Annotated in this window: 17 protein-coding genes; 6 read left to right on the forward strand and 11 right to left on the reverse strand. The window is 63.0% G+C overall.

Annotated features, from left to right (window positions below; genetic code table 11):
- Positions 1-6: 6 nt before the first annotated feature.
- Both E4Z66_RS06135 and E4Z66_RS06140 read right to left on the reverse strand, forming a co-directional pair.
- Entirely contained in the window at positions 7-3,168 is a 3,162-nt protein-coding gene (locus E4Z66_RS06135; protein WP_136462043.1) for a transporter substrate-binding domain-containing protein, read from the reverse strand.
- Between the two features lie 261 nt (positions 3,169-3,429).
- Positions 3,430-4,032 (reverse strand): helix-turn-helix domain-containing protein, encoded by a 603-nt coding sequence (locus tag E4Z66_RS06140; RefSeq protein ID WP_136462044.1) that lies wholly within the window; start codon positions 4,030-4,032, stop codon positions 3,430-3,432.
- A 100-nt stretch (positions 4,033-4,132) separates the two neighbouring features.
- Here E4Z66_RS06140 and E4Z66_RS06145 point away from each other — a divergent pair, with 100 nt between their 5' ends.
- From E4Z66_RS06145 to E4Z66_RS06170, 6 genes are all read left to right on the forward strand, one after another.
- Positions 4,133-5,335 (forward strand): substrate-binding domain-containing protein, encoded by a 1,203-nt coding sequence (locus E4Z66_RS06145; RefSeq protein ID WP_136462045.1) that lies wholly within the window; start codon positions 4,133-4,135, stop codon positions 5,333-5,335.
- Positions 5,336-5,468: 133 nt separating this feature from the next.
- The gene (locus tag E4Z66_RS06150) at positions 5,469-6,236 is read left to right on the forward strand and encodes an ABC transporter ATP-binding protein (protein WP_136462046.1); all 768 of its coding nucleotides are present in this window, start codon (positions 5,469-5,471) and stop codon (positions 6,234-6,236) included.
- Positions 6,233-6,937, forward strand: coding sequence for an ABC transporter ATP-binding protein (locus tag E4Z66_RS06155; protein WP_136462047.1), 705 nt, complete (start codon positions 6,233-6,235; stop codon positions 6,935-6,937). Before E4Z66_RS06150 ends, E4Z66_RS06155 begins: the two co-directional genes overlap by 4 nt.
- Positions 6,938-6,947: 10 nt before the next feature.
- The gene (locus E4Z66_RS06160; protein WP_136462048.1) at positions 6,948-7,940 is read left to right on the forward strand and encodes a branched-chain amino acid ABC transporter permease; all 993 of its coding nucleotides are present in this window, start codon (positions 6,948-6,950) and stop codon (positions 7,938-7,940) included.
- 11 nt (positions 7,941-7,951) lie between these two features.
- Positions 7,952-9,016 (forward strand): branched-chain amino acid ABC transporter permease, encoded by a 1,065-nt coding sequence (locus E4Z66_RS06165; RefSeq protein WP_136462049.1) that lies wholly within the window; start codon positions 7,952-7,954, stop codon positions 9,014-9,016.
- The gene (locus E4Z66_RS06170) at positions 9,013-9,855 is read left to right on the forward strand and encodes an alpha/beta fold hydrolase (protein ID WP_136462050.1); all 843 of its coding nucleotides are present in this window, start codon (positions 9,013-9,015) and stop codon (positions 9,853-9,855) included. The genes E4Z66_RS06165 and E4Z66_RS06170 overlap by 4 nt, the downstream gene beginning before the upstream one ends.
- Positions 9,856-9,866: 11 nt before the next feature.
- Here E4Z66_RS06170 and cysG read toward each other — a convergent pair whose 3' ends face one another.
- From cysG to E4Z66_RS06215, 9 genes are all read right to left on the reverse strand, one after another.
- Complete coding sequence (gene cysG / locus E4Z66_RS06175; protein ID WP_168797730.1) at positions 9,867-11,294, reverse strand: siroheme synthase CysG; 1,428 nt, start codon at positions 11,292-11,294, stop codon at positions 9,867-9,869.
- Between the two features lie 13 nt (positions 11,295-11,307).
- Positions 11,308-12,264 carry a glycosyl transferase family protein gene (locus E4Z66_RS06180; RefSeq protein WP_136462051.1) on the reverse strand — a complete coding sequence of 319 codons (957 nt, stop codon included), beginning with the start codon at positions 12,262-12,264 and terminating at the stop codon, positions 11,308-11,310.
- Entirely contained in the window at positions 12,261-14,900 is a 2,640-nt protein-coding gene (locus tag E4Z66_RS06185) for a nitrate reductase (protein ID WP_136462151.1), read from the reverse strand. Before E4Z66_RS06185 ends, E4Z66_RS06180 begins: the two co-directional genes overlap by 4 nt.
- Complete coding sequence (gene nirD, locus E4Z66_RS06190; protein ID WP_136462052.1) at positions 14,900-15,229, reverse strand: nitrite reductase small subunit NirD; 330 nt, start codon at positions 15,227-15,229, stop codon at positions 14,900-14,902. Before nirD ends, E4Z66_RS06185 begins: the two co-directional genes overlap by 1 nt.
- A complete protein-coding gene (gene nirB, locus E4Z66_RS06195) occupies positions 15,226-17,661 on the reverse strand; it encodes a nitrite reductase large subunit NirB (protein ID WP_136462053.1) in 2,436 nt (811 codons plus the stop codon). The genes nirD and nirB overlap by 4 nt, the downstream gene beginning before the upstream one ends.
- A complete protein-coding gene (locus E4Z66_RS06200) occupies positions 17,658-18,080 on the reverse strand; it encodes a globin family protein (RefSeq protein ID WP_136462054.1) in 423 nt (140 codons plus the stop codon). The genes nirB and E4Z66_RS06200 overlap by 4 nt, the downstream gene beginning before the upstream one ends.
- A 5-nt stretch (positions 18,081-18,085) precedes the next feature.
- Entirely contained in the window at positions 18,086-19,771 is a 1,686-nt protein-coding gene (locus E4Z66_RS06205) for an ABC transporter ATP-binding protein (protein WP_136462055.1), read from the reverse strand.
- A gap of 46 nt (positions 19,772-19,817) precedes the next feature.
- Positions 19,818-20,894: an ABC transporter permease gene (locus tag E4Z66_RS06210; protein WP_136462056.1), complete on the reverse strand. Its 1,077-nt coding sequence runs from the start codon at positions 20,892-20,894 to the stop codon at positions 19,818-19,820.
- A gap of 88 nt (positions 20,895-20,982) precedes the next feature.
- A complete protein-coding gene (locus E4Z66_RS06215; RefSeq protein ID WP_136462057.1) occupies positions 20,983-22,350 on the reverse strand; it encodes a CmpA/NrtA family ABC transporter substrate-binding protein in 1,368 nt (455 codons plus the stop codon).
- Positions 22,351-22,364: the final 14 nt, after the last annotated feature.

Here is a 22,364-nt window from a genome sequence, read left to right on the forward strand (position 1 = left end):
GCCTCTTCAGGTCGTGCCGCGTTTGCGCCGCGCCAAGGCTTCCGCCACGGCATTCAGCAAAGCGGTTCTGGGCACCGGCTTCATCAGGCGAATATCCTCGGGGCGCAGACCGTTTCCGTGCACTGTCGCCTCGCTCGCATAGCCGGACATGAAGATCACCGGCATATCGGGATTGGTCTTGCGCACTTGCCGAGCCAGTTGCGTGCCCTGCAACTGACCGGGCATCTTGATATCGGTCACAAGCAGATCAAAGGCATTGTCCCGCTGCATCAGGGCAAAGGCCACATCCCCGGACCGCGCCGATTGCAACTGGTAGCCCGCTTGCGACAGGATTTCCGTCAGAACGCTCAACACGTTTGCATCATCCTCGACCAAGAGAATGCGCGCGCCGCCCTGCGTCTCTATCGGGACGGCGTCCGGGCCGGGGTCGGTCGCGTCACCGGGCGACTTGATGGCCGGGAAGTACAGCTTGATGCTCGTGCCTGCGCCAAGCTCGGAATAGACCTTCACCATCCCGCCCGACTGATCCATGAAGCCCTGCACCATCGACAACCCCATGCCAGAGCCGCGCCCGACCGGCTTGGTCGAAAAGAAGGGTTCGAAGATGCGCGCCTTGTCCTCTTTGGAAATGCCGCAGCCGGTGTCGCTGATCGCCAGCAGCACATATTGGCCTTTCGGGATGATCTGACCGTCCAGATCCTGCTGGTCGGCGTCAAACAGGATATTCTGCGTCTCGATTGTCAGCTTGCCCCCGTTGGGCATCGCGTCGCGGGCATTCAGCACAAGGTTCAGCACCGCGTTATGGGTCAGGTCGACATCGGCTAGAATGGGCCACAGATCCTGCGCCAGCGCCACATTGACCTCGATATCCTCTGGCAACACGCTGATCCACCACGCCTCATTCGCGTCGGCCAGCTCGTTGAGGTTCAGCAAGACGGGTTCCAGCCGCGATTGCCGCGCAAAGCTCAGCAGGTTTTTCGTCAATCCAGCGCCGCGCGTCGTCGCTTCGATGGCGGCTTCGCTATAGCGGCGGATATCGTCCGGGGAGGTGCTGTCGCCAATCAGTTCGAGATTACCAAGGATCACCGCCAGCAGGTTGTTGAAATCATGCGCCACGCCGCCCGTCAGATTGCCGATGGCCTCCATCTTCTGGGATTGCCGCAGCTTGGCTTCGATCTCCGCCTGCGAGGTGATGTCCTGAACGGTGCCCGTCGTCCGCAACAGCTGATCTTCCGCGCCCCATTGGAATTCGACGATGGAATTGAAGATCCGCTCTTCGCCGTCGGGGCGGATATACCGGTGCGAAACCTCGCCCGTCGTTTTGCGTTCCAACGCTACCTGACGCACCCGGTTCACATGCTCACGGTCGTCCGGATGCACATGGGCCAGATAGGAATCATAGCCCTCCGGCCATTCGGGCGTCGGCAGACCGCTGAGATTGCGCATCTGTTCGGACCAGACAGAACGCCCGGCTTCGTCCACCTCCCAATCGCCGATTTTCGCGATGAGCTGTGCGCGGCGCAGGCGCTGTTCGCTCAGCCGCAGCTGATCGGCGATTTCGATGGCCGCCTCGCTTGTGCGCCGGGCGGTTTCCTCCGCGACGGAAAGCCGTTCGCGCGCGCGCAGCGACTGGATATAGGCAAGGCCCAGCGCCGCCGACAGGAGAGCCAGACCAACCGCCGTGGCGATTGCGATGCGGATGCGCGTCGCAGTCCAGAAGGGCGGCTCGGCGAAATACTTGTTCCATAGCGTCTGATACCGATCCGAGATGAGGTATCCCGGAATCACTGCGTTCAGCGCTTCGCGCACGCTATCAAGCCCGAAGCGCAGGGCGGGCGCACGCTCCGCGATGACGGAAGGTGGGGTGATCTCGACGATCTGCGTGCCAAGTCCCCTTTGTTTGATAACTTCCAAAGACCCGTCGCGCGAAAAGAAGACGGCATCCACATCCCCAGAGAGCAAGCGATCAAAAAGTTCCGGCGCGGATTCGACGAGAAGCGGTTCGATCGCCTTGTACTTGTGCAACGTCTTGGCCGCGATACTGGCATTGGTGGAGGCGACCTTCATGCCCGCCAGATCCTCCAGCCCGGAAATCCCCTCTTCGTCGCCCTTGCGGACAAAGATCGACAGCGCGACACGTTCTATCGCCAGCGTGAAATCCATGACCTCGCGGCGGCGTTCTTCGATGCCGATCTGCGTGTGGATGTCGTAAGACCCCGCATGCGGCCCTTCAAGCCACTCGTCCACGCTGATCTCGCGGAATACGATATTCAGGCCCGCCAATTCGGCGATGTCCCGGAACGTATCCACGCCGAACCCCGAAAAGCTCCCATCTTCGCCGACGATCTGAAACGGCGGGAAATGCCGGACACCCACGGTCAGCACCTCTGGCGGGGGCGGTGGGATTTCCACGAAATTACGGCGCAGCATATGGCCCAGCCGACCATCCGCGCGCAGCCGTTCAATCGCCGCGTTGACCTGCGGCAAGAGATCCGCGCGCGCCTGGCTAAGGACGACATGACGGGTCGTTGCAGGCATGGAGGATGGCGCCAATTGCAGACGATGCGCCACGCCCGCTGTCTTGGCATAGGAAAACGCCACCGTTTCCGGCATGATCGCCGCATCCGCGCTGCCGAACAGAACGCTCGTCAAGGCCAGGGGGCCATTGGCCACCGGGATCAGTTGGACCTGATCGCGCAGGGCCTGGGAAACACGCTCATAATGCACCTGCGGAACGGCAACGCGCATATCCGGGGTTGGGCCGTTTGATATCTGGTCGAAATTCTCGACACGCGTCGCATAGGCAAAGCCGGATCGCGCCACGGGCGTCGACAAAACACCGCCCGGCTGAAGCGCCGGGAACGCCACGATCCCCGCAATAAGGTCGATTTCGCCGTTTTGCAGCCCGGCGATCAATTCCTTGACGTCGCTATAGTCGCGGAATGTCACCTTGGCCCCGATCTCGGCGGCAATCTCGGTCGACAGATCGTAAACAAAGCCGGAGCGCGTGCCGTCGGTATCCACCCGCGACAGGTGGTTATCCATCCCGTTGACCATCCCCGCAACCAGCGTGTCAGGTGTTTGTTGCGCCCGCGCGCCGGGCCCGAGAGCAGACAACAAACCGTACAGGACGATCACCGCCGCCGCGACAAACCAGTTGCGGCACATGCCCCGTGTACCTACTCGCGCGCGCGAGCCGCATCTGCAGTCCAGTCGGTTCAAATCCAGAAACGCTCCTTGCGAGAGTGTCCAGCACCTGTCGGTCTGCGAGGACGGGATGGACCTCTGTGGACACCGGGGCGCAATAGCGGAAAGTTTCGCGGTATTGTTGTGGTCCTGAGGCGCAAAAACAACCTTTAATTCAGCATCCGCCCGAAAGGCGGGCCGCAGGCGGCCCGGCACCCCGCTTTCGACGCGGTGCGCCCCCGCCTAATCGCCGGAGCGCGACACCACGTGATCGCTGCCAATCCCTCCCAGCGACTGGAACAGCCCGCTCGAATTGCTGACCCCGAATTTCTTGAGCAGCTTGGCGCGATACACTTCGACCGTGCGATGTGACAGTTCCAACTGGTTGGCGATTTCCTTGCTGGTCAGACCATCCGACAGATAGGATATGATTTCCCGCTCGCGCCGCGTCAGCGGCACATAGGGGCGTGTCTCCGACAGGTCCGCAAAGCTCCAGACGGCGCGCATCAGCGGCTCAGCGGGGGTGAAAGAATGGCCCCGCACCCGGCACCAGAACAGCGTGCCGCTCTTCTTTGCCATGATCCGCTCGTCCCAATAGCTGTTGGTTTCGCGCAGTTGTTTGACGCCCCGGTCCCGGATGTTGACGAACTCTTCATCCGATGGGTAAAGCATTGCAAAAACTTGATTTCTCAGCTCGTCCTCGGTGTACTCGAACATCTCGGCGAAGGCCCGGTTGCAGTCGCGGATCACCCGGTTTTCCGTGATGACAAGACCCACGGGCGCGAACTCATAGGCAAGACCGGCGAAGTCACCGCTTTCGAAGATCTCGTCTATACGTGTTTTCACAATATTGCCTCAGCATCCCTATCGCGTGATCATGGTTACAAGGTAGGTCGACCGGCATAGCAGATGCAACGCGTCACGCCTGCCAGAATGGGAGGATATTATGCAACTACTCAAGCGTCTCATTGCGAGCGCCGTTTTAGGCATGGCCGTCACGACGGCGGCTCAGGCGGAGGACCCGATCAAGATCGCGCTGGTTCACGGGCTGAGCGGGTCGAGCTTTGAAGCCTTTTCCAAGCAGGCCCAGACCGGGTTCGAGCTGGGGATCGAATACGGCACAGGCGGCACGAACGAGATCAACGGCCGCCCGATCGAGTTGATCATCAAGGACACGCAGTTCAAACCCGACGTGGCCCGCGCCGTTCTGGCCGAAGCCTATGGCGATGACGAAGTGCTGCTGGCCGTGGGGGCGACCTCTTCGGGGGTGACGGTGGGGATGCTGCCCATTGCCGAGGAATACGAGAAAATCCTGATCGTGGAACCCGCGGTGGCCGACAGTCTCACCGGGCCGGACAGCAACCGCTATATCTTCAAGACCTCGCGCAACTCGTCCATGGACATGCAGGCGCAGGCGCTGGCGCTCAATCCCGATGCGAACCTGCATGTGGCGACGCTGGCAGAGGATTACGCCTTTGGCCGTGACGGCATTGCCGCGTTCAAATCCGCGCTGGACGGATCGGGCGCGAAGATCGTGACCGAAGAATACGTGCCCCAAGGCACCACCGATTTCACGGCCTATGCCGAACGCATGTTCAACGCGCTCAAGGACAAGGAAGGCCGCAAGGTCATCCTGATCTATATCGCGGGCGGCGGCGATGCGCCCGGCAAAATTCAGGCGATGGAGCCGTCCCGCTATGGCATCGAAATCTCCATGGGGGGGCATATCCTGCCCGTATTGCCGACCTACAAGCGCTTCCCCGGCATGGAGGGCGCGGTCTATTACTACTTCGAGGCCTTCGACAACGAGGTGAACGCGTGGCTGGTGGAAGAGCATACCAAGCGCTTTGACAGCCCGCCCGACTTCTTCACCGCCGGGGGCATGTCCGCCGCGCTGGCCGTGGTCAAGGCGCTGAAAGAGGCCCCGGACTACGAGACCGACACCCTGATCGAGACGATGGAAGGGATGTCCTGGGACACCCCCAAGGGCAAGATGACCTTCCGCCCCGAAGATCATCAGGCGCTGCAGGATATGCTGCACTTCAAGATCAAGGTCGATGATGCCGTCGACTGGGCGATCCCGGAAAAGGTGCGCATCATTCCCGCCGAAGAGATGAACATCCCCATCGGCCGCGACAATCAGGGCTGATCCCGTATCGCGATCCCCCCTCTCCCGCCCCGGTGGGAGAGGGTCCAAAAGATCGGCGCCACCTGCGCTGCGCCCCTGCCCGGTCCCTGATGCCGCGCGTGCCAAGAATTTCCCTGACCACCGGATTCCCCCGATGCCATCCCCTTCTCTCGTGACCAAGGACCTGACGATCCGCTTCGGCGGCCATGTCGCGGTCAACAACGTCTCTTGCGCGTTCCATCCGGGCGAGTTGACTGTCATCGTCGGCCCCAATGGTGCGGGCAAGACGACCTATTTCAACCTGATCTCAGGCCAGCTTACCGCGTCATCCGGCAGCGTTCTCAAGGACGGCACCGACATCACGCGCATGTCGCCCTCTGCCCGTGCCCATCACGGGTTGGGACGCGCCTTCCAACTGACAAACCTTTTCCCGCAACTGACTGTGCTGGAGAATATCCGCCTTGCTGTGCAGGCCCGCTCCGGCGATGGCTGGCGCATGTTTCGCCCCGTCGCGCGGATGCGCGCGCTGACCCAAAAGGCAGAGCATTACCTGGAGGCCACGCGCCTGTCGGGCGTCGCCCATCAGACCGCGGCGAACCTGCCGCATGGCGACCAGCGCAAGCTGGAAGTCGCCCTGCTGATGGCGATGGAGCCAGATATCTACATGTTCGATGAACCCACCGCAGGCATGAGCCTGGATCACGCGCCGGACGTGCTGGACCTGATCGCCAAAATCAAGGCCGACCCGACCAAGACGGTGCTGCTGGTCGAACACAAGATGGACGTTGTGCGCGCCCTCGCCGACCGGATCATCGTGCTGCACAATGGCGAATTGCTCGCCGATGGCGACCCGGCAGAGGTCATGTCCAGCCGCATCGTCCGCGATGTCTATCTGGGCACCGCGACGGAGGGCGCGGCATGAGCCTGCTGAGCGTACGCAACATGAAGACCGATATCGGTCAATATGCCGTGCTGCATGATGTCAGCTTCGAGGTGCCCGAAGGCGGCGTCTTTGTGCTTTTGGGGCGCAATGGCGCGGGCAAGACCACGACGCTGCGCTCGATCATCGGACTGTGGAAGCCGTCGCCCGGCTCCGTCACGTTCCGGGGCGAAGACATCACCGCACTGCACACCGCCGATATTGCCCGCAAGGGGATCGCCTATGTGCCAGAGAACATGGGCATCTTCGGCACTCTGACAGTGGATGAGAACCTGATCCTCGCGACCCGGAATGGCCGGTTCGACGCCGCCCGCCTTGCCCGTATCCACGACCTTTTCCCCGCGCTGGCGCAGTTCCGTGACAAGCAGGCCTGGAGCCTTTCGGGCGGGCAAAAGCAGATGCTGTCCATCGCCCGCGCCATGATCGAACCGCGCGAACTGATCCTGATCGACGAGCCGACCAAGGGGCTGGCCCCGTCCATCGTCGATGCGATGGCCGACGCGTTTCGTGAGATCGCGCAGACCACCACCATCTTGCTGGTGGAACAGAATTTTGCCTTCGCCCGCGCACTTGGGCGCGACATGGCCGTAATTGATGACGGGCGCGTCGCCCATGCAGGGTCGATGGACGACTTTGCCGCCGACACCGCCCTTCAGGACCGGCTGCTAAGCCTGTCGGTATGAGGAGAGACAGATGACTGCACTCACCACAACTTTGGGCCGCGCGGGCGGGGTCAACCTGCTGCCACTGGCCGTGGCGCTGATCGCCTTCGTGCTGATTGGCGCGCCCTCCTCCTGGGTGACGCTGACGGTGGCGGGGCTGGCCATGGGCATGATGCTCTTCCTCATGGCGTCGGGGCTCAGCCTCGTTTTCGGGCTGATGGACGTGCTCAATTTCGGCCATTCCGCCTTTGTCAGCTTTGGCGCGTTCGTGTCCGCCAGCGTGCTGGCCGGGCTGGGCGGCTGGCTGGCCGCCGATAGCTGGGCGCTGAACGCGCTGGCGCTGGCGGCGTCCTACCTGGCGGCGATCCTCTTTGGCCTGATCGCAGGTTGGTTCTTCGAAACTGTGATCATCCGGCCCGTATACCGCGACCACCTGCGGCAGATCCTGATCACCATCGGCGCGATGATCGTGGCCGAACAGACAATCCTCGCCTTCTGGGGCGGCACCCCCTATTCGGTCGGGCGCCCCGCTTTCCTTGAAGGGTCGTGGATCATCGGCGATGTCTCGATCGAGATTTACCGCGCCTTCGCCTTTGCCCTTGGGGTCGCTGTTTTCGTCATGCTGTATCTCGTCCTGAACCGGACCAGGATCGGTCTGCTGATCCGTGCCGGTGTCGAAGATCGCGAAATGGTCGAGGCGCTTGGCTTCCGCGTGGACCGCCTGTTCATCGGGGTGTTTATGCTTGGCTCTGCGCTGGCGGCACTGGGCGGCGCGATGTGGGCGGGGTACGAGACGCTCATCACCCCGCATATGGGCGCTGACCTGATGATCGTCGTCTTCATCGTGGTCATCATCGGCGGGCTCGGTTCGATAGAGGGCACGCTTCTGGGCGCGCTCCTTGTGGGGTTGATGTCGAACTACGTTGGCTTTCTTGCCCCGAAACTGGCGCTGGCGTCGAACATGATCCTGATGGTGGCAATCCTGCTGTGGCGGCCAAACGGCCTGCGCCCGGCGGTGAAGTGAGGAACGCGGCCATGCAGAACACCGGAACCCTGATTGTGAAGACCAGCGTGATCCTCATCTTCGCGCTGCTTCTGTTCGCCCCCTTCCTGTTTCAGGACGTGCGCTCGCTGGAGGTCGCGGCGCGCATCTGTATCTTCATCGTGCTTGTCGCCAGTTTCGATCTGCTGATCGGCTATACCGGCATCGTCAGCTTTGCCCACACGATGTTCTTCGGCTTCGGCGCATATGGCGCGGCGATCCTGCTCAAGACCATGGGGCCGGGCTGGACCCCGGTGATCCTTGGCGCGCTGGCCGGCGTTGGCGTGTCGCTTGTCTTTGCCATTGCGATCGGGCTGCTGTCGCTGCGGGTCAAGGCGATCTTCTTCGCCATGATCACCCTTGCGGCGGCCTCTGTCGTGCTGGTGCTGGCCTCGCAATTGTCGCAGATCACCGGCGGCGAGGACGGGATCATCTACAAGGCTCCCGACCTGTTCAAACCCGCGACCAAGCTCCTGACCGATGCCGACGGCAAGGTGGTGCGCCTTTGGGGCGTGCGCCTCAATGGCAAATTGGCGGCCTATTACTTCGTGTTCTTCTGCGCGCTGGCGCTGTTCCTTGTGATGCTGCGCTTTGTCGGCTCGCCCTTCGGCACCGTCCTCAAGGCCATCCGCGAGAACGAGGCGCGCGCAGAGGCGATTGGCTACCGCGTCGTGGCCTACCGCACGGCCGTGTTCTGCCTGTCCGCCACCATCGCGTCGCTGGCCGGGACGGTCTATGCCGTCTGGCTCAAATATACCGGGCCGGATACGGCGCTGTCCTTTGCGATCATGATCGACATTCTGCTGATGGTGGTGATCGGCGGCATGGGCACCATGTGGGGCGCGGTCATCGGCGCGGTGCTGATGATCCTTGCGCAATACTACCTGCGTGACCTGATGGGTGCGGCATCCGAGGCGATGACCGGTATTCCCTTGCTGCCAGAACTTCTCGCCCCCGACCGCTGGCTGTTCTGGCTGGGCATCATCTTTATCCTGCTGGTCTATTTCTTTCCCAAGGGGATCGCGGGCACTGCAATGGCATGGGGTGAAAAGGCGTGAGCCAGCCGCGTTTCTCCCTGGTTCCGGTGATGGATCACGAAATCCACGTGACCGAATGGGGCGATCCGGCCAATGCGCCGCTGGTCATGTGGCATGGGTTGGCCCGCACCGGGCGCGATTTCGACGAACTCGCCGCGGCGCTGTCAGACGCGTATTTCATCCTGTGCCCCGACACGATCGGTCGCGGGTTGTCCAGTTGGTCCCGCAACCCCGAGGCGGAATATTCCGTCGAATATTATGCGGGGATCGCCACCGACCTGCTGGATCACTACGGGCTGGCGCAAGCGCATTGGCTGGGCACGTCGCTGGGCGGGCTGATCGGGATGCGCCTCGCCTCTGGTCGGCAAGCGGACCGGCTGCTGTCCCTTATCGTCAATGACATCGGGCCGGAACTGCCCGAGGCCGCGATTGACCGCATCGTCACCTATGTGGGCGACCCGCCGGTCTTTGCGAAACTGTCCGAGGCAGAGACATGGCTGCGCGCCGTCTACCGCCCCTTCGGTCCCGCGCCGGACAGTTTCTGGCGGCGCATGGCGCGAAGCTCTGTCCGGCGGCGCGACGATGGGCAATTGGGGCTGCATTACGATCCACGGATCACGATCCAGTTCACCGCCTCTCGGCAGGAACTCACCTCCTGGGACCGCTATGCGCGGATCGAGACGCCGATGCATGTCATCCGGGGGCAAAGCTCTGACGTGCTGCCCCGTGAAGTGGCCGATCTTATGCAGCAGCGCGGCCCCCGCCCCGGTCTGACGCAGATGGAAACGGGCCACGCGCCCAGCCTGTCCCGGCCTGAAGATGCCCGGCTTGTGCGGGACATTCTGACTGCACTGAGTTAGCGCAAAGCCCGTCAGACCGCCGTTTGAAGCTGCCCGACATGGGGCACCGGCACCGTTTGGCCTGGCAGTGTCCCCTGCACCGGCCCTTGCGCCTTGGGCCATGTGATCAGGATGACTGCACTGCCCTCGACGCCCGTATCCGTCAGTGCGTGTGCGAGCGTTCCAAGCGTGGCGGGAATATGCTTCTGGCCCGGTTTGGACACCTCGACCATGATATCGACAGGCGCATCCTGCGGCAGCCCCTTGGCCATCATGCTGGTGGCCAGACGGTCTGCCTGACGCACGCCCATATAGATGGCGGTGGTGGTGCCCGGCCCCGACAGGCGTGTCGCATCGGGCAGCGCATCATTCGCGCAGCCGGTTCCCGTCGCCAGCACAAGGCTGTCGGACACATCGCGGCGCGTCAGGCTTTGACCCAGCGCAGCGCCTGCGGCCATGGCGGCGGTGATGCCCGGCACGATCTCCACCGGGATACCTGCGGCATTGGCGGCGTCGATCTCTTCCGTCGCGCGGCCAAAAACCCCCGGATCGCCGGATTTGAGCCGCACAACCCGTTTGCCCTTGCGCGCCTCGGCCACGATCATGGAGTTGATCCGGTTCTGCGGCCACAGATGCGCGCCCACATGCTTGCCCACGAAAACGCGTTCTGCGTCCCGCCGGGCCAGTTCCAGAACCTCTTCATCGACAAGGCGGTCATAGAAGATCACATCCGCCTCTTGCAGGCGTTCAATTGCGCGCAGCGTCAGCAGGTCGCGCGCGCCCGGCCCCGCGCCAACCAAGGCAATCTGCCCCGTGGCATCGTGCTGCGGCGCACCGCCCGATGCGATGGAGTCCTTTATGACGGCCGCCGCATCCCGTTCGGACCCGCACGTCCAAAGAGCGCGCGGCGCCCCCTTGAAGACCCACGCCCAGAACGCTCGCCGGTCCGCACGGGGCACCTGCCGCTCCACGCTGGGGCGCAGCCGCCCTGCGAGCGCGGCCAATCCGCCCAAGCTTTGCGGCAGCATCTGCTCAAGTCGGGTCTTGATATCGCGGGTCAAAACCGGCGCGGTACCCTCGCTGCCAATGGCGATGACGACCGGATCGCGATCGACGATCGCGGGCGTGGTCATGTCGCATAGATGCGGGCTATCGACCACATTGACCGGGCAGCGCGCCGCCTTGGCCAAGCCATGCGCCGCCACGTCCAGCGCGGGGCAGCCGGTGCCAACAAAGGCCATTGCCGCATCGTCGAACAGCTCGGCCGACAGCCTGCGTTCCTGCACCGCGCGGCCAGAGGCGACCAGCGCCGCCAACTCGTCGTCAAGCTCCGGCGCGACCAGCACCAGCGCCGCGTCGGTCTTGAGCAGCAGCCGCGCCTTTTGCGCCGCCTGCTCGCCGCCGCCCACGATCACGACCCGTCGTCCGGTCGTGCGGATGAACATCGGAAACGCTTTCATGTGTCTGATCCTTTCAGGCTGCGGTTTGGTTGATCTGGCGCGACCAAAGGTCTTTCGCCGTTGCGGTGCCATTCGCCGCGCCCAGCGTATCAAGCGCCAGCGCCGCCGTGCCGGTGACAATCGCCGTCTCGAACGCGCCAAGCGCCGCACCGCCAGACCGGGCAAAGGCGGCAAAGCTTTCCGCATCTGTGTCGGACAGGCGGCGCGGCTCTGGCAAGGAGGCGGCAAAGACCTGTTCCCACGCCTGCCCGCCACGCAGGCCAAAAGCGGCCACATCCTTGGCCGGGGTACGCTCAAACTCGCCGCCGCCGCCCTTGATGACGCTCAGGCTTTGCCATCCCAGCACACGCGCCGCATCCGCTTGCAGCAAGCGATAGGAAGGGTGGAACACGCCCTGCACGCTGGCCGTCGCCCCGGCGGGATTGAGCATCCGGCACACCGTGTTGATGCAGGACCGCAGACCAAGCACATCGCGCAGGTTCAACAGCCGGAACAGCGCCTTGTGGGTGTCCTCCAACGGCAGATAGGCGATGCCGCCCTGATCCAGCGCGTCGGCCAAAGCCTCTGGCGTGACCACGACCGGGATGCCAGCGGCCTTCAGCCCCGCACGGACTTTCGGATCGATGCCGTTCCAGCCATGCAGCAAAACGCGGTGCCCGGCCTGCGCCACCATCTTGGCCGACAGCAAAAACCACGGCGCGCCGCGTGTGCGCCCGGCAGCATAGCTGGGCCAGTCCAGATCAACGGCGGGCAACTGGGGCAGATGCGCCCGCGCGCTGGCGGCGAACCCGGCAATTTCCTCGGCGGTTTCGCCCTTCATCCGCAGCAGCATCAACAAGGCCCCGACCGCTTCGGGTGCCGCGTCCTCCCGCAGCATCGCAGCCATCGCGTCGCGCGCTTCGTCCTCTGTCAGCGACCGGGAGCGGGACGGACCACGCCCCAGCGTGCGCACATGGGCGGCAAGGCTCATTCCGCGGCCTCGCGCGCATGAAGGTTGCGCAAAAGCTCTGCGATTTCCGGGCGACAAGAGCCGCAATTGGTCCCCGCCCCAAGCGCCGCGCCAATCGCCTCGACGCTCATCAACCCTTGGGTTTCGATGGCGGTAACGATCGTGTTGATCCCCACACCGAAGCAAGAGCATAGAACCGGACCCGGATTGGGCACGTCCTTGGGCATCTGCCCGGTGACCGCATCCGGCGCGGCCTGCCCCGGCAAAGTGGCGAGGTAATCGCGCATGACCGCAACCGGGCTGGCCGCGACGAACAAGGCCCCGACCAAGACGCCATCCTCATGCAGCACGATGCGGGCCGAACCGCGCGCGCTGTCGATCAGCGCAACGCATGTGGCCTCGGGCGCGGCGAAAAGCCGGCGCGCTTCCGCCTCCCAATCCTGCGGGATTTCAACCCCGGCCAGTTCGGTCCGGAAACCCGCATGGGTGCGTGCCTTCGCCCAATAGGCTGCATATTCCGCCTGCGGGGCCAGATCGCCGCGCGACACGGCAAAGCCATACCACGCCGCCTTGTAGGGCCGCACTGCGACGACGCTCGCCTTGCTTTCCGGCTGCCCTGACACGGGATCGGTCATGGCCGCGACCAGCGTATCAATCCGGGCAGAGGGCGCGGTCTCCCCCGTCCAATGCATTGGCGCGAAGACCTGACCGCGCTGAACCGTATCGCTGAGCCGCGCTCGCAGGATGCACGTTCCCGTACGGCTGGTGACTTCGACCAGATCCGATGCATCGATCCCCTCTGCCGCGGCATCTTCGGGGTGAATGTCCAGGAAGGGTTCCGGCAGATGCGCCGACAACCGCTGGCTCAGCGCGGTGCGGGTCATGGTGTGCCACTGATCGCGCAGCCGTCCCGTGTTCAGGCGATAGGGAAAGCGCGGGCCTGTCTCGCTTGCAGGTGGACGCCATGTCACAGGCAGCAGCCGCGCCTTGCCATCGCCATGATAGTACGCCCCGTCGGCAAAGAAACGTCCACCGGTCCGGTCCGGTGTGACCGGCCAGCGCACCGGGGCCAGCTGGATGTAATCGCTGTCGCTGATATCGGCGAAACCGGAGATATCGAAATCCCGCCCGAACTGCCCGGCAATGCCCGACAGCGCGGCGTACTCGCGGAAAATCTCGCCCGGGCTGGTGTAATCGAAGGCACGGGCAAACCCCATGCGCCGCCCGACCTCGGACAGAATATCCCAATCGGGGCGTGCTTCGCCGGGTGCGGACAGAACGCTGCGCTGGCGGCTGATGGTGCGGTCGGAATTGGTCACGGTGCCATCCTTCTCCGCCCAAGCCGATGCAGGCAGCAGAACATCCGCCAGCCGCGCGGTGTCTGTCTGCGCGGTGATGTCGCTGACCACGGTAAAGGGACAGCCGGCAATGGCATCGCGCACCGCACCGGCTTCGGGCATGGAAACCGCCGGATTGGTATGAATGATCCAAAGCGCCTTGATCCGCCCGTCGCCCACGGCCTTGAACATGTCCACGGCCTTGAGACCGGCCGCATGGGGCATCTGCGGTGCCTGCCAGAAGTCGCGCACCGCCGTTCGGTGATCGGCGTTTTCCAGATCGAGGTGACAGGCCAGCATATTGGCCAACCCGCCTACTTCGCGCCCGCCCATCGCATTGGGCTGCCCCGTGACGGAAAGCGGCCCGCAGCCCGGCGTGCCGATGCGTCCGGTGGCAAGGTGGCAATTCAGGATCGCATTGACCTTGTCGGACCCGGAGGTCGATTGATTCACCCCCTGACTATAGATCGTGACGACCTTCTCGGTGCCCATCCAAAGATTGCAGAATGCAGTGATTTCATCCTCGGTCAGACCGCAGGGCGCGGTGCTGTCGGCGAAGGCTGCATTCAGCGCATCGTCGAACCCGTTGGTATGGGCCAGATAGGCCGCGTCCAGCGCCCCGCCTTCGTAGAGCGTGACAAGAAGCCGGTTGAACAGCGCCACATCAGAGCCGGGCTGGAGCGCCAGATGCATATCGGCGCCGTCGCAACTGGCCGTGCGGCGCGGATCGATCACCACCAGCTTGGTGCCCCGCGCTTTGCGCGCCGCAAGGATGCGCTGGTAAAGAACCGGGTGGCACCATGCGAGGTTGGACCCCACCAGAACGATCAGGTCCGCCTCTTCCAGATCTTCGTAGGTGCCCGGCACCGTATCGGTGCCAAAGGCGCGCTTGTGCCCCGCCACCGAGGAGGCCATGCAAAGCCGCGAATTGGTGTCGATATTGGCCGAGCCGATGAACCCCTTCATCAGCTTGTTGGCAACATAGTAATCTTCGGTAAGCAATTGGCCGGACACGTAAAAGGCCACGCTGTCCGGACCGTGATCTGCGATGGTCTGCGAAAACCGGTCGGCCACCAGTTGCAGCGTATCATCCCAGGCGGCGGGCTTGCCATCCACCATCGGTGTCAGCAGGCGTTGCTCAAGCCCCACGGTCTCCGCCAGCGCCGAACCCTTGGAGCAAAGCCGCCCGTAATTCGCCGGATGCTCCGGGTCGCCCCGCACATCCAGACCGCCCTGCCCGTCCGGCCGCAAAAGCACGCCGCACCCGACCCCGCAATAGGGACAGGTGGAGCGTGTCTCCGGCAGACCGGTCCCGTCCATCACGCGGCGCTCCGCGCGGTGAGTTCAGCGGCGTCGAGCAGGATACGCCCGGATTCCACGCGCACCGGGAAGGTCGCGATGCTGCCATCCTCCCCCTTGGCGGCACCGGTATTAAGATCGAAAACCCAGTTGTGCAGTGGGCAGGTCACCGATTGGCCATGAACGATCCCCTCGGACAGCGGACCGCCCTTATGCGGGCAACGGTCGCTGGCGGCAAAGACCTCGCCCGCGCCGGTGCGGAACACCGCCACACAGCCCAGCGCGGTTTTGATCGTGCGTGCACCGCGCAGCGGGATGTCTTCCAGCGCACCAATATCGATCCAGCTCATTTTGCGGCCTCCAATTTCAGATCGGCGAGCGGCTGGAAGGCGTCTGCCTTCGCGGCATGCTCTGCCCATGGGTCCTTGCGGTAGATGGATTGCGACAGCTCGAACGCCTCGATCAGGCGCGCGCGTTCTGCCGGGTCGTCCAGCCGCTCTTTCACCCAGTCCAGCCCAACTTTCGCCACCCATTTGTAGGGCCGGTCGAGGTATTTGGCGTTCTCGCGGTAAAGCTGAACGAAGGCGACGGTCCAGTCGATGGCTTCGGCCTCGGACGCGACATCGACCAGACGCTCGGTCTCCTTCACGTCCATACCCGCTGCACCGGCGACACTGACCTGATAGCCGCTATCGACACAGATGATGCCCACATCCTTGCAGGTCGCCTCGGCGCAATTGCGCGGGCAGCCCGACACGGCCAGCTTGACCTTGTGCGGCGTCCAAGACCCCCAAAGCGCTTGTTCCAGCTTGATGCCCAGCCCGGTGCTGTCCTGCGTACCAAAGCGGCAATGGTCTGTTCCGACGCAGGTTTTCACCGTGCGCAGCCCCTTGGAATACGCATGGCCCGACACCAGCCCGGCCTTGTTCAGGTCGGCCCAGATATAGGGCAAATCCTCGCCCTTGACGCCCAGCAGGTCGATGCGCTGACCGCCGGTGACTTTGACCGTGGGCACATTGTACTTGTCCGCCGCATCCGCGATCGCGCGCAGTTCGGCCGGGTTGGTGATCCCGCCCCACATGCGCGGCACGACGCTGAATGTGCCATCCTTCTGGATGTTGGCGTGCTTGCGTTCGTTGACGAAGCGCGATTGCGGATCGTCGCGGTATTCCAACGGCCAATCGGCCAGCAGATAGAAATTCACCGCCGGGCGGCAAACGTGACACCCGTTAAGCGTCTTCCAGCCCAATTCCTGCCAGACCGCCTCCTGGCTTTTCAGTTCTTGGGCTTTGATCAGGCGGCGCACGTCTTCATGGGTCAGATCACAGCAGCCGCAGATCGGTTGCGCCGTGGGCATCTGGAAATCGTCGCCCAGCGTGACCTGAAGCAATTGTTCGACCAGCCCCGTACACGTCCCACAGGATGCGCTGGCCTTGGTCGTGGCCTTGACCGCGCCCAGATCGGTTGCGCCCGCATTGATCGCGTCGACGATGGTGCCTTTGCAAATGCCGTTGCAGCCGCAAATCTCCGCCTCAGGCGGCAATGCTGCAACGGCTGACAGAGGGTCCGCAGCGACCCCCCCTTGATAAGCAGGGCCGAAGATCAGCGTTTCGCGCATTTCCTCGATATCGGTGCCATCCTTGATCAGGCCGAAGAACCAATTGCCGTCCGCCGTATCGCCATACATGACCGCGCCGACCAGCTTGCCCGCTTCGATCACAAGGCGCTTGTAGACGCCACGCGCGGGATCGCGGAACACGATGTCTTCGCGCCCCTCGCCTTCGGCAAAGTCGCCCGCGCTGAACAGATCGCAGCCCGTGACCTTGAGCTTGGTCGAAAGGGTCTTTTGCACAAATGCCGCCTCATTGCCCATCAGGGTCTGCGCCGCGACTTTGGCTTGATCGTAAAGCGGTGCCACAAGGCCGAAGAGCGCGCCATCATGTTCGACGCATTCGCCCACCGCCAGCACATCGGAAACCGAGGTCAGCATCTGGTCATCCACATGGATGCCCCGGCCAACGGCCAGCCCCGCCTCTGCCGCGAGCGCGGTGTTCGGACGAATGCCGACCGCCATCACCAGCAGATCGCAGGGCAGTTCGGTGCCATCCTCCAGCATCAGCGCGCGCACCTTGCCGTCCTTGCCGACGATCTCCTTGGAGTTCGCCTCAAGCCGGATGGTGATACCCTTTTCTTCCAGGGACTTGCGCAGCAAATAGCCCGCAGCCGGGTCAAGCTGGCGCTCCATCAGGTGGCCCATGATATGCACGACCGTCACATCAACGCCCCGCGCCGCCATGCCTGCGGCAGCCTCCAGCCCCAGCAGGCCGCCGCCAATCACAACCGCGCGGTTGCCCTGGCCCAGCCCCATCATCGCCTGCGTGTCTTCAAGATCTCGATAGGCGATCACGCCCTCCAGATCATGGCCGGGCAGCGGGATGATGAACGGGTTGGACCCGGTGCCAAACAACAGCTTGTCATAGGCCAGCACCTCGCCGGTGTCCGACGTCACTGTCTTGGCCGCCGTGTCGATGGCCGTGACCTTCTGACCAAACCGGCAGTCGATTTTGTGGCTGCAATAGAAGGCATCGTCATGGGTGACGATTTCCTCATAGGTCTTGTCGCCTGCCAAGACCGGAGACAGCATGATGCGGTTGTAATTTCCGCGCGGCTCGGCGTTGAACAGGGTGATGTCGTAGGCATCGGGCGCGGTCTCGACCAGATGTTCGATCACCCGCCCCGAAGCCATGCCGGCACCGATAATGATCAGGCGCTGCTTGCTCATGCCACGGTCTCCTCGTGATAGGCTGCGGCGATCATCACGCCCGACAGCGTTGCATAGGCGTCTTCCCAAGCCGCCTTGACCTCCGGGGTGAAATCATCGCCCAGCCCGGCGGACAGCGTGTCGATCAGCGCCGCGCCTACGGGGCCGTATTGATCTTCGGTGACGCCATAGGACACATGCCTGCGGGCCAGTTGTTCCGCCACCGGGATGATCTTCGGCAGGTCGGTCAGCCCTTTGACCACCACGCCCAGCGTGGTCATCAGCTTGGCGGCCTGATCGGTCAGGTCGTCCTTGAACATGGGGCGCACTTCGGGCGCGATCTCGAACAGGCGGTCATAGAAGGCCGCGCCTGCCTGCGGCGCGATCGGCGCGACCTTGGCAAAGCTGTCCTGAACGAGGGCGATCTTTTCTGGTGTCATGATGTTCACTCCGCCGCGATCGGTTTGGGGGCTGGCGCTTTTGCCTTGGGCTTGGCGCCGTGTTCGTATTCTTCAAGGAAATCCAGCACTTCCTGACGGTAGGCGTAGTAGTCGGGGTGTTCCAACAGCGCCTTGCGAGTGCGCGGGCGCGGCAGATCGACATTGGTGATCTTGCCGATGGTGGCCTGCGGCCCGTTGGTCATCATCACCACGCGGTCCGCCAGCAGAATGGCTTCGTCCACATCATGTGTGACACAAATCGCGGTGACCTTGGTCCGGCTCCAGACCTCCATCAGCACTTCCTGAAGTTCCCAGCGCGTCAGACTGTCGAGCATCCCGAAAGGCTCATCCAGCAGCAGCAGCTTGGGCGACAGCGCAAAGGCCCGCGCGATACCGACCCGCTGCTGCATGCCGTTCGACATATCCGAGGCCGGCTTGTCCATCGCATTCCCAAGGCCCACGCGTTCCAGATAGTATTCCACCACGTCCTGACGTTCCGCGCGGCTGGCACGGGGATAGACCTTGTCGACGCCAATCGCGCAGTTTTCGCGCGCGGTCAGCCACGGGAACAGGTTGGGCGATTGGAACACCACGGCGCGTTCGGGATCGGCCCCTTCCACATGGCGGCCATCCAGCTTGATCGCGCCCTTCGAAATCCCGTTCAGACCGGCAGCCATGGTCAAGACCGTGGACTTGCCGCAGCCCGAATGGCCGATCAGCGAAATGAACTCGCCCCGGTCGATCTTGAGGTCGAAATCCTCCACCACGGTCAGCGGCCCCTTGGGCGTTGGATAGACCTTGTGCAGTTGCGAGAAGTCGAGGAACCGATCGTCGATCAGCCCCTTCTGCGCGTCCTGCACTGCGGCGGGAATACCGTGGATCGGCGTGATTTCCGGCAGCATCCGTGTGCCTTCAACGCGCGCCTCGATGCCGACATCCATTAGGTATTTCGTAACATCCGCGCGCAGCCGTTTGAAGGCGTCGCTGCTGTTCATCTCCATCCGGTCACGCGGACGCGGGATGGTGACTGTGAACTCCTCCCCCAGGCTGCCATCAGGGTTCAGCGCGATGATCCGGTCCGCAAGGATGATCGCCTCATCCACGTCATTGGTGATCAGAACGCAGGTCTTCTTGTCGGCTTCCCAGATATGCTCGATCTCATCCGCCAGATTGGCGCGGGTAAGAGCATCCAGCGCGGAAAGCGGCTCATCCAGCAGCAGCATTTCCGGGTTCATCGCCAGCGCACGCGCCACGTTCACCCGCTGACGCATCCCGCCCGACAGTTCCGCCGGACGGCGCGTGGCGGCATGGCTCAGCCCCACCATCTTCACGTAATGGGCGACTTTCTCGGCGCGTTCCGCCTTGGACAGGTTCGGAAACACCGTATCCACCGCAAGCCCGACATTGCCGTTCACCGTCAACCACGGCATCAGCGAATAGCTTTGGAAGATCACGCCGCGTTCCGGTCCCGGCCCGGTGATCGGCGCGCCCTTGAAGGTGACGCTGCCCTTGGTCGGCTGTTCCAGACCTGCCATCAGGTTGATGAGCGTGGTCTTGCCAGTGCCCGAGAACCCGAGGAGGACAAGGAACTCGCCCTCCTGCACGTCTAGGTCGATATTCTTCAGAACATGGGTGGCGTGCAGACCGGTGCCGAAGCTTTGGCTGACGTTTTCCAGTTTGAGAATGCTCATGGGATGATCCTTTTCTAAACGACCGGTTGCGGGCAACGCGGGCCTGTCACCGGTTGTTCGTGAAGGTGAAGAGCGATTGCAGGGCGTACATGACCCGGTCCAGCAGGAAGCCGATGACACCGATGGTCAGCACAGCAACCATGATCTTGGCGAGGCTGGAGGACGACCCGTTCTGGAATTCATCCCAGACGAATTTGCCCAGCCCCGGGTTCTGCGCCAGCATCTCGGCGGCGATCAGCACCATCCAGCCAACACCAAGGCTGAGACGCAGTCCGGTAAAGATCAGCGGCAGCGCCGATGGCAGCACCAGCTTGGTGATCTTGGTCCAGGTGTTCATCTTCAGAACCTTCGAGACATTCACCAGGTCCTTGTCGATAGATGCCACGCCCAGCGCGGTATTGATCAGCGTCGGCCACAGCGAACACAGCGTCACAGTCACGGCGGAGATCACAAAGCTTTTCGGCAGCAGCCCGTCATTGGATGCCGCAAGCGCCGACACGATCATGGTCACGATCGGCAGCCATGCCAGCGGCGAGACCGGCTTGAAGATCTGGATCAACGGGTTCAGCGCGGCATTGGCCGTCGGCGACAGACCCGCAGCGATCCCCAGCGGCACCGCGACCACGGTTGCGATCAGGAAGCCAAAGAACACGGTCTGGATAGAGGTCCAGATCTGCTGGTAATATGTCGGCGCGCCGGTATAGGCCCGCTGGATCGGTTCCTTGCCCTGTTCGACGCGGCGTTCGTTCAGTTGCGCGACCTTGGCGTTGAATTCGGCTTTCGCCTCGCCCTTCGCCATCGCGTCCTTGTGCAGATTGACGGTCTCTTGCCAGACCTGCGCCGGACCCGGCACCGCCCCGAGGGATGTCTGCACTTTCGGCGCCAGCGTGGCCCACAGCAGAAGGAACGCGCAAATCGCCAGCAAAGGCACCGCCAGAAGCCGCCAGATGTCCTTCATCTGGGCCCGCGGGTTGTCACCGGCGGCCGCCTTCAGCAGCGGCGTCAGCCATGCCAGACCAAGCACCTGGAACCATTTGTCAGCGGCATTGATACGGGTGAAGAGCCGCGCGCGCCGCGCTTCGCGTTCGGCGCTTTGGGCGAAATTGGGGTCTACGGTTGTCATGGGGCTGGACCTTTGCGGATCATAGAGGGTTGGCGGCTGGGATTTGAGGACGGACACCCGAGCAGAGAGCGCCCGTCCCCTGCCTTGCTCAGCCTTCGACGTTGGTGCCGACGACCTTCTGTTCGCCCTTCAGACCGATGGGCAGTGAGTCGAGATAGGCGTTCGGTTGCTTGCCGTCATAGGCGATGCCGTCGATGATATCTTCGGGCGGTGTCGGTGCCTTGTAGCCGTCGCTGTCCCAGGGGAAGTCAGCTTCGTTCGCAAGACCGTCATCCACCAGCAGGCGCGCGGCTTCCAGATAGATTTCCGGCTTGTAGACGGATTTGGCGACCTCATCATACCAGCTGTCGGACTTCGGCTCTGCGATCTGCCCCCAGCGGCGCATCTGCGTCAGATACCAGACCGCGTCGGAGTAGAACGGGTAGGTCGCGTTGTAGCGGAAGAACACGTTGAAGTCGGGAACGTCCCGCTTGTCGCCCTTTTCATATTCGAACGTGCCGGTCATGGAGTTGGCGATCACTTCCGCGTCCGCGCCCACATATTCCGGCTTGGCCAGCATCTCCACCGCTTCCATGCGGTTGGCATTGTCGTTCTCGTCCAGCCAGATCGCCGCGCGGATCAGCGCCTTGGTCACGGCCAGCGTGGTATTGGGGTACTGCTCGGCGAATTCGGCCGTGATGCCAAAGACCTTTTCGGGGTTGTTCTTCCACAGCTCGTAATCGGTGATGACCGGAACGCCGATGCCCTTGAACACCGCTTGCTGGTTCCATGGCTCGCCCACGCAATAGCCATAGATAGTGCCCGCTTCGAGCGTCGCCGGCATTTGCGGCGGCGGCGTCACGGACAGCAGAACATCGGCGCCGATCTGGCCGGAGATGTTCTCCTGGGAATAGTAACCTGGATGCAGCCCACCCGCCGCAAGCCAGTAACGCAACTCGTAATTGTGAGTGGAGACCGGGAAAACCATACCCATGTTGAAGGGCTTGCCTTCGGACTTGTACTTTTCGACGACCGGGGCCAGCGCCTCTGCCGAAATCGGGTGCTGCGGGCGACCATCGTCCATTTTCGGGATATGCGGCAGCATCTCTTCCCAGACCTCGTTCGACACGGTGATACCGTTGCCGTTCAGGTCCATGGAAAACGGTGTGATGATATGTGCTTCGGTGCCGAAACCGATGGTCGCGGCCAACGGCTGACCGGCCAGCATATGCGCGCCGTCAAGCTGCCCACCGATCACGCCATCCAGCAGCACTTTCCAGTTTGCCTGCGCTTCGAGCGTGACGAACAGCCCTTCATCCAGGAAGTACCCGTTCTCATAGGCAACCGCGAGCGGCGCCATATCCGTCAGCTTGATGAAGCCGAAGGTCAGTTCGTCCTTCTCAAGTTCGAGAAGCTCGGCGAAAGCCGGACTGGCCAGCGCGGTTGTGGTGGCGAGGCCGATCAGAAGCTTTTTCATCATGTGTCCTTTCG

This window comes from Aliishimia ponticola (genome assembly GCF_004803475.1).
GTDB classification, from domain to species: Bacteria; Pseudomonadota; Alphaproteobacteria; order Rhodobacterales; family Rhodobacteraceae; genus Aliishimia; species Aliishimia ponticola.

Coding starts and splice junctions, on each gene's coding strand:
- E4Z66_RS06135 (WP_136462043.1), bottom strand. CDS start 3,168: ATGTGCCGCAACTGGTTTGTCGCGGCGGCGGTGATCGTCCTGTACGGT.
- E4Z66_RS06145 (WP_136462045.1), top strand. CDS start 4,133: ATGCAACTACTCAAGCGTCTCATTGCGAGCGCCGTTTTAGGCATGGCC.
- E4Z66_RS06150 (WP_136462046.1), top strand. CDS start 5,469: ATGCCATCCCCTTCTCTCGTGACCAAGGACCTGACGATCCGCTTCGGC.
- E4Z66_RS06155 (WP_136462047.1), top strand. CDS start 6,233: ATGAGCCTGCTGAGCGTACGCAACATGAAGACCGATATCGGTCAATAT.
- E4Z66_RS06160 (WP_136462048.1), top strand. CDS start 6,948: ATGACTGCACTCACCACAACTTTGGGCCGCGCGGGCGGGGTCAACCTG.
- E4Z66_RS06165 (WP_136462049.1), top strand. CDS start 7,952: ATGCAGAACACCGGAACCCTGATTGTGAAGACCAGCGTGATCCTCATC.
- cysG (WP_168797730.1), bottom strand. CDS start 11,294: ATGAAAGCGTTTCCGATGTTCATCCGCACGACCGGACGACGGGTCGTG.
- E4Z66_RS06180 (WP_136462051.1), bottom strand. CDS start 12,264: ATGAGCCTTGCCGCCCATGTGCGCACGCTGGGGCGTGGTCCGTCCCGC.
- E4Z66_RS06185 (WP_136462151.1), bottom strand. CDS start 14,900: ATGGACGGGACCGGTCTGCCGGAGACACGCTCCACCTGTCCCTATTGC.
- nirD (WP_136462052.1), bottom strand. CDS start 15,229: ATGAGCTGGATCGATATTGGTGCGCTGGAAGACATCCCGCTGCGCGGT.
- nirB (WP_136462053.1), bottom strand. CDS start 17,661: ATGAGCAAGCAGCGCCTGATCATTATCGGTGCCGGCATGGCTTCGGGG.
- E4Z66_RS06200 (WP_136462054.1), bottom strand. CDS start 18,080: ATGACACCAGAAAAGATCGCCCTCGTTCAGGACAGCTTTGCCAAGGTC.
- E4Z66_RS06205 (WP_136462055.1), bottom strand. CDS start 19,771: ATGAGCATTCTCAAACTGGAAAACGTCAGCCAAAGCTTCGGCACCGGT.
- E4Z66_RS06210 (WP_136462056.1), bottom strand. CDS start 20,894: ATGACAACCGTAGACCCCAATTTCGCCCAAAGCGCCGAACGCGAAGCG.
- E4Z66_RS06215 (WP_136462057.1), bottom strand. CDS start 22,350: ATGAAAAAGCTTCTGATCGGCCTCGCCACCACAACCGCGCTGGCCAGT.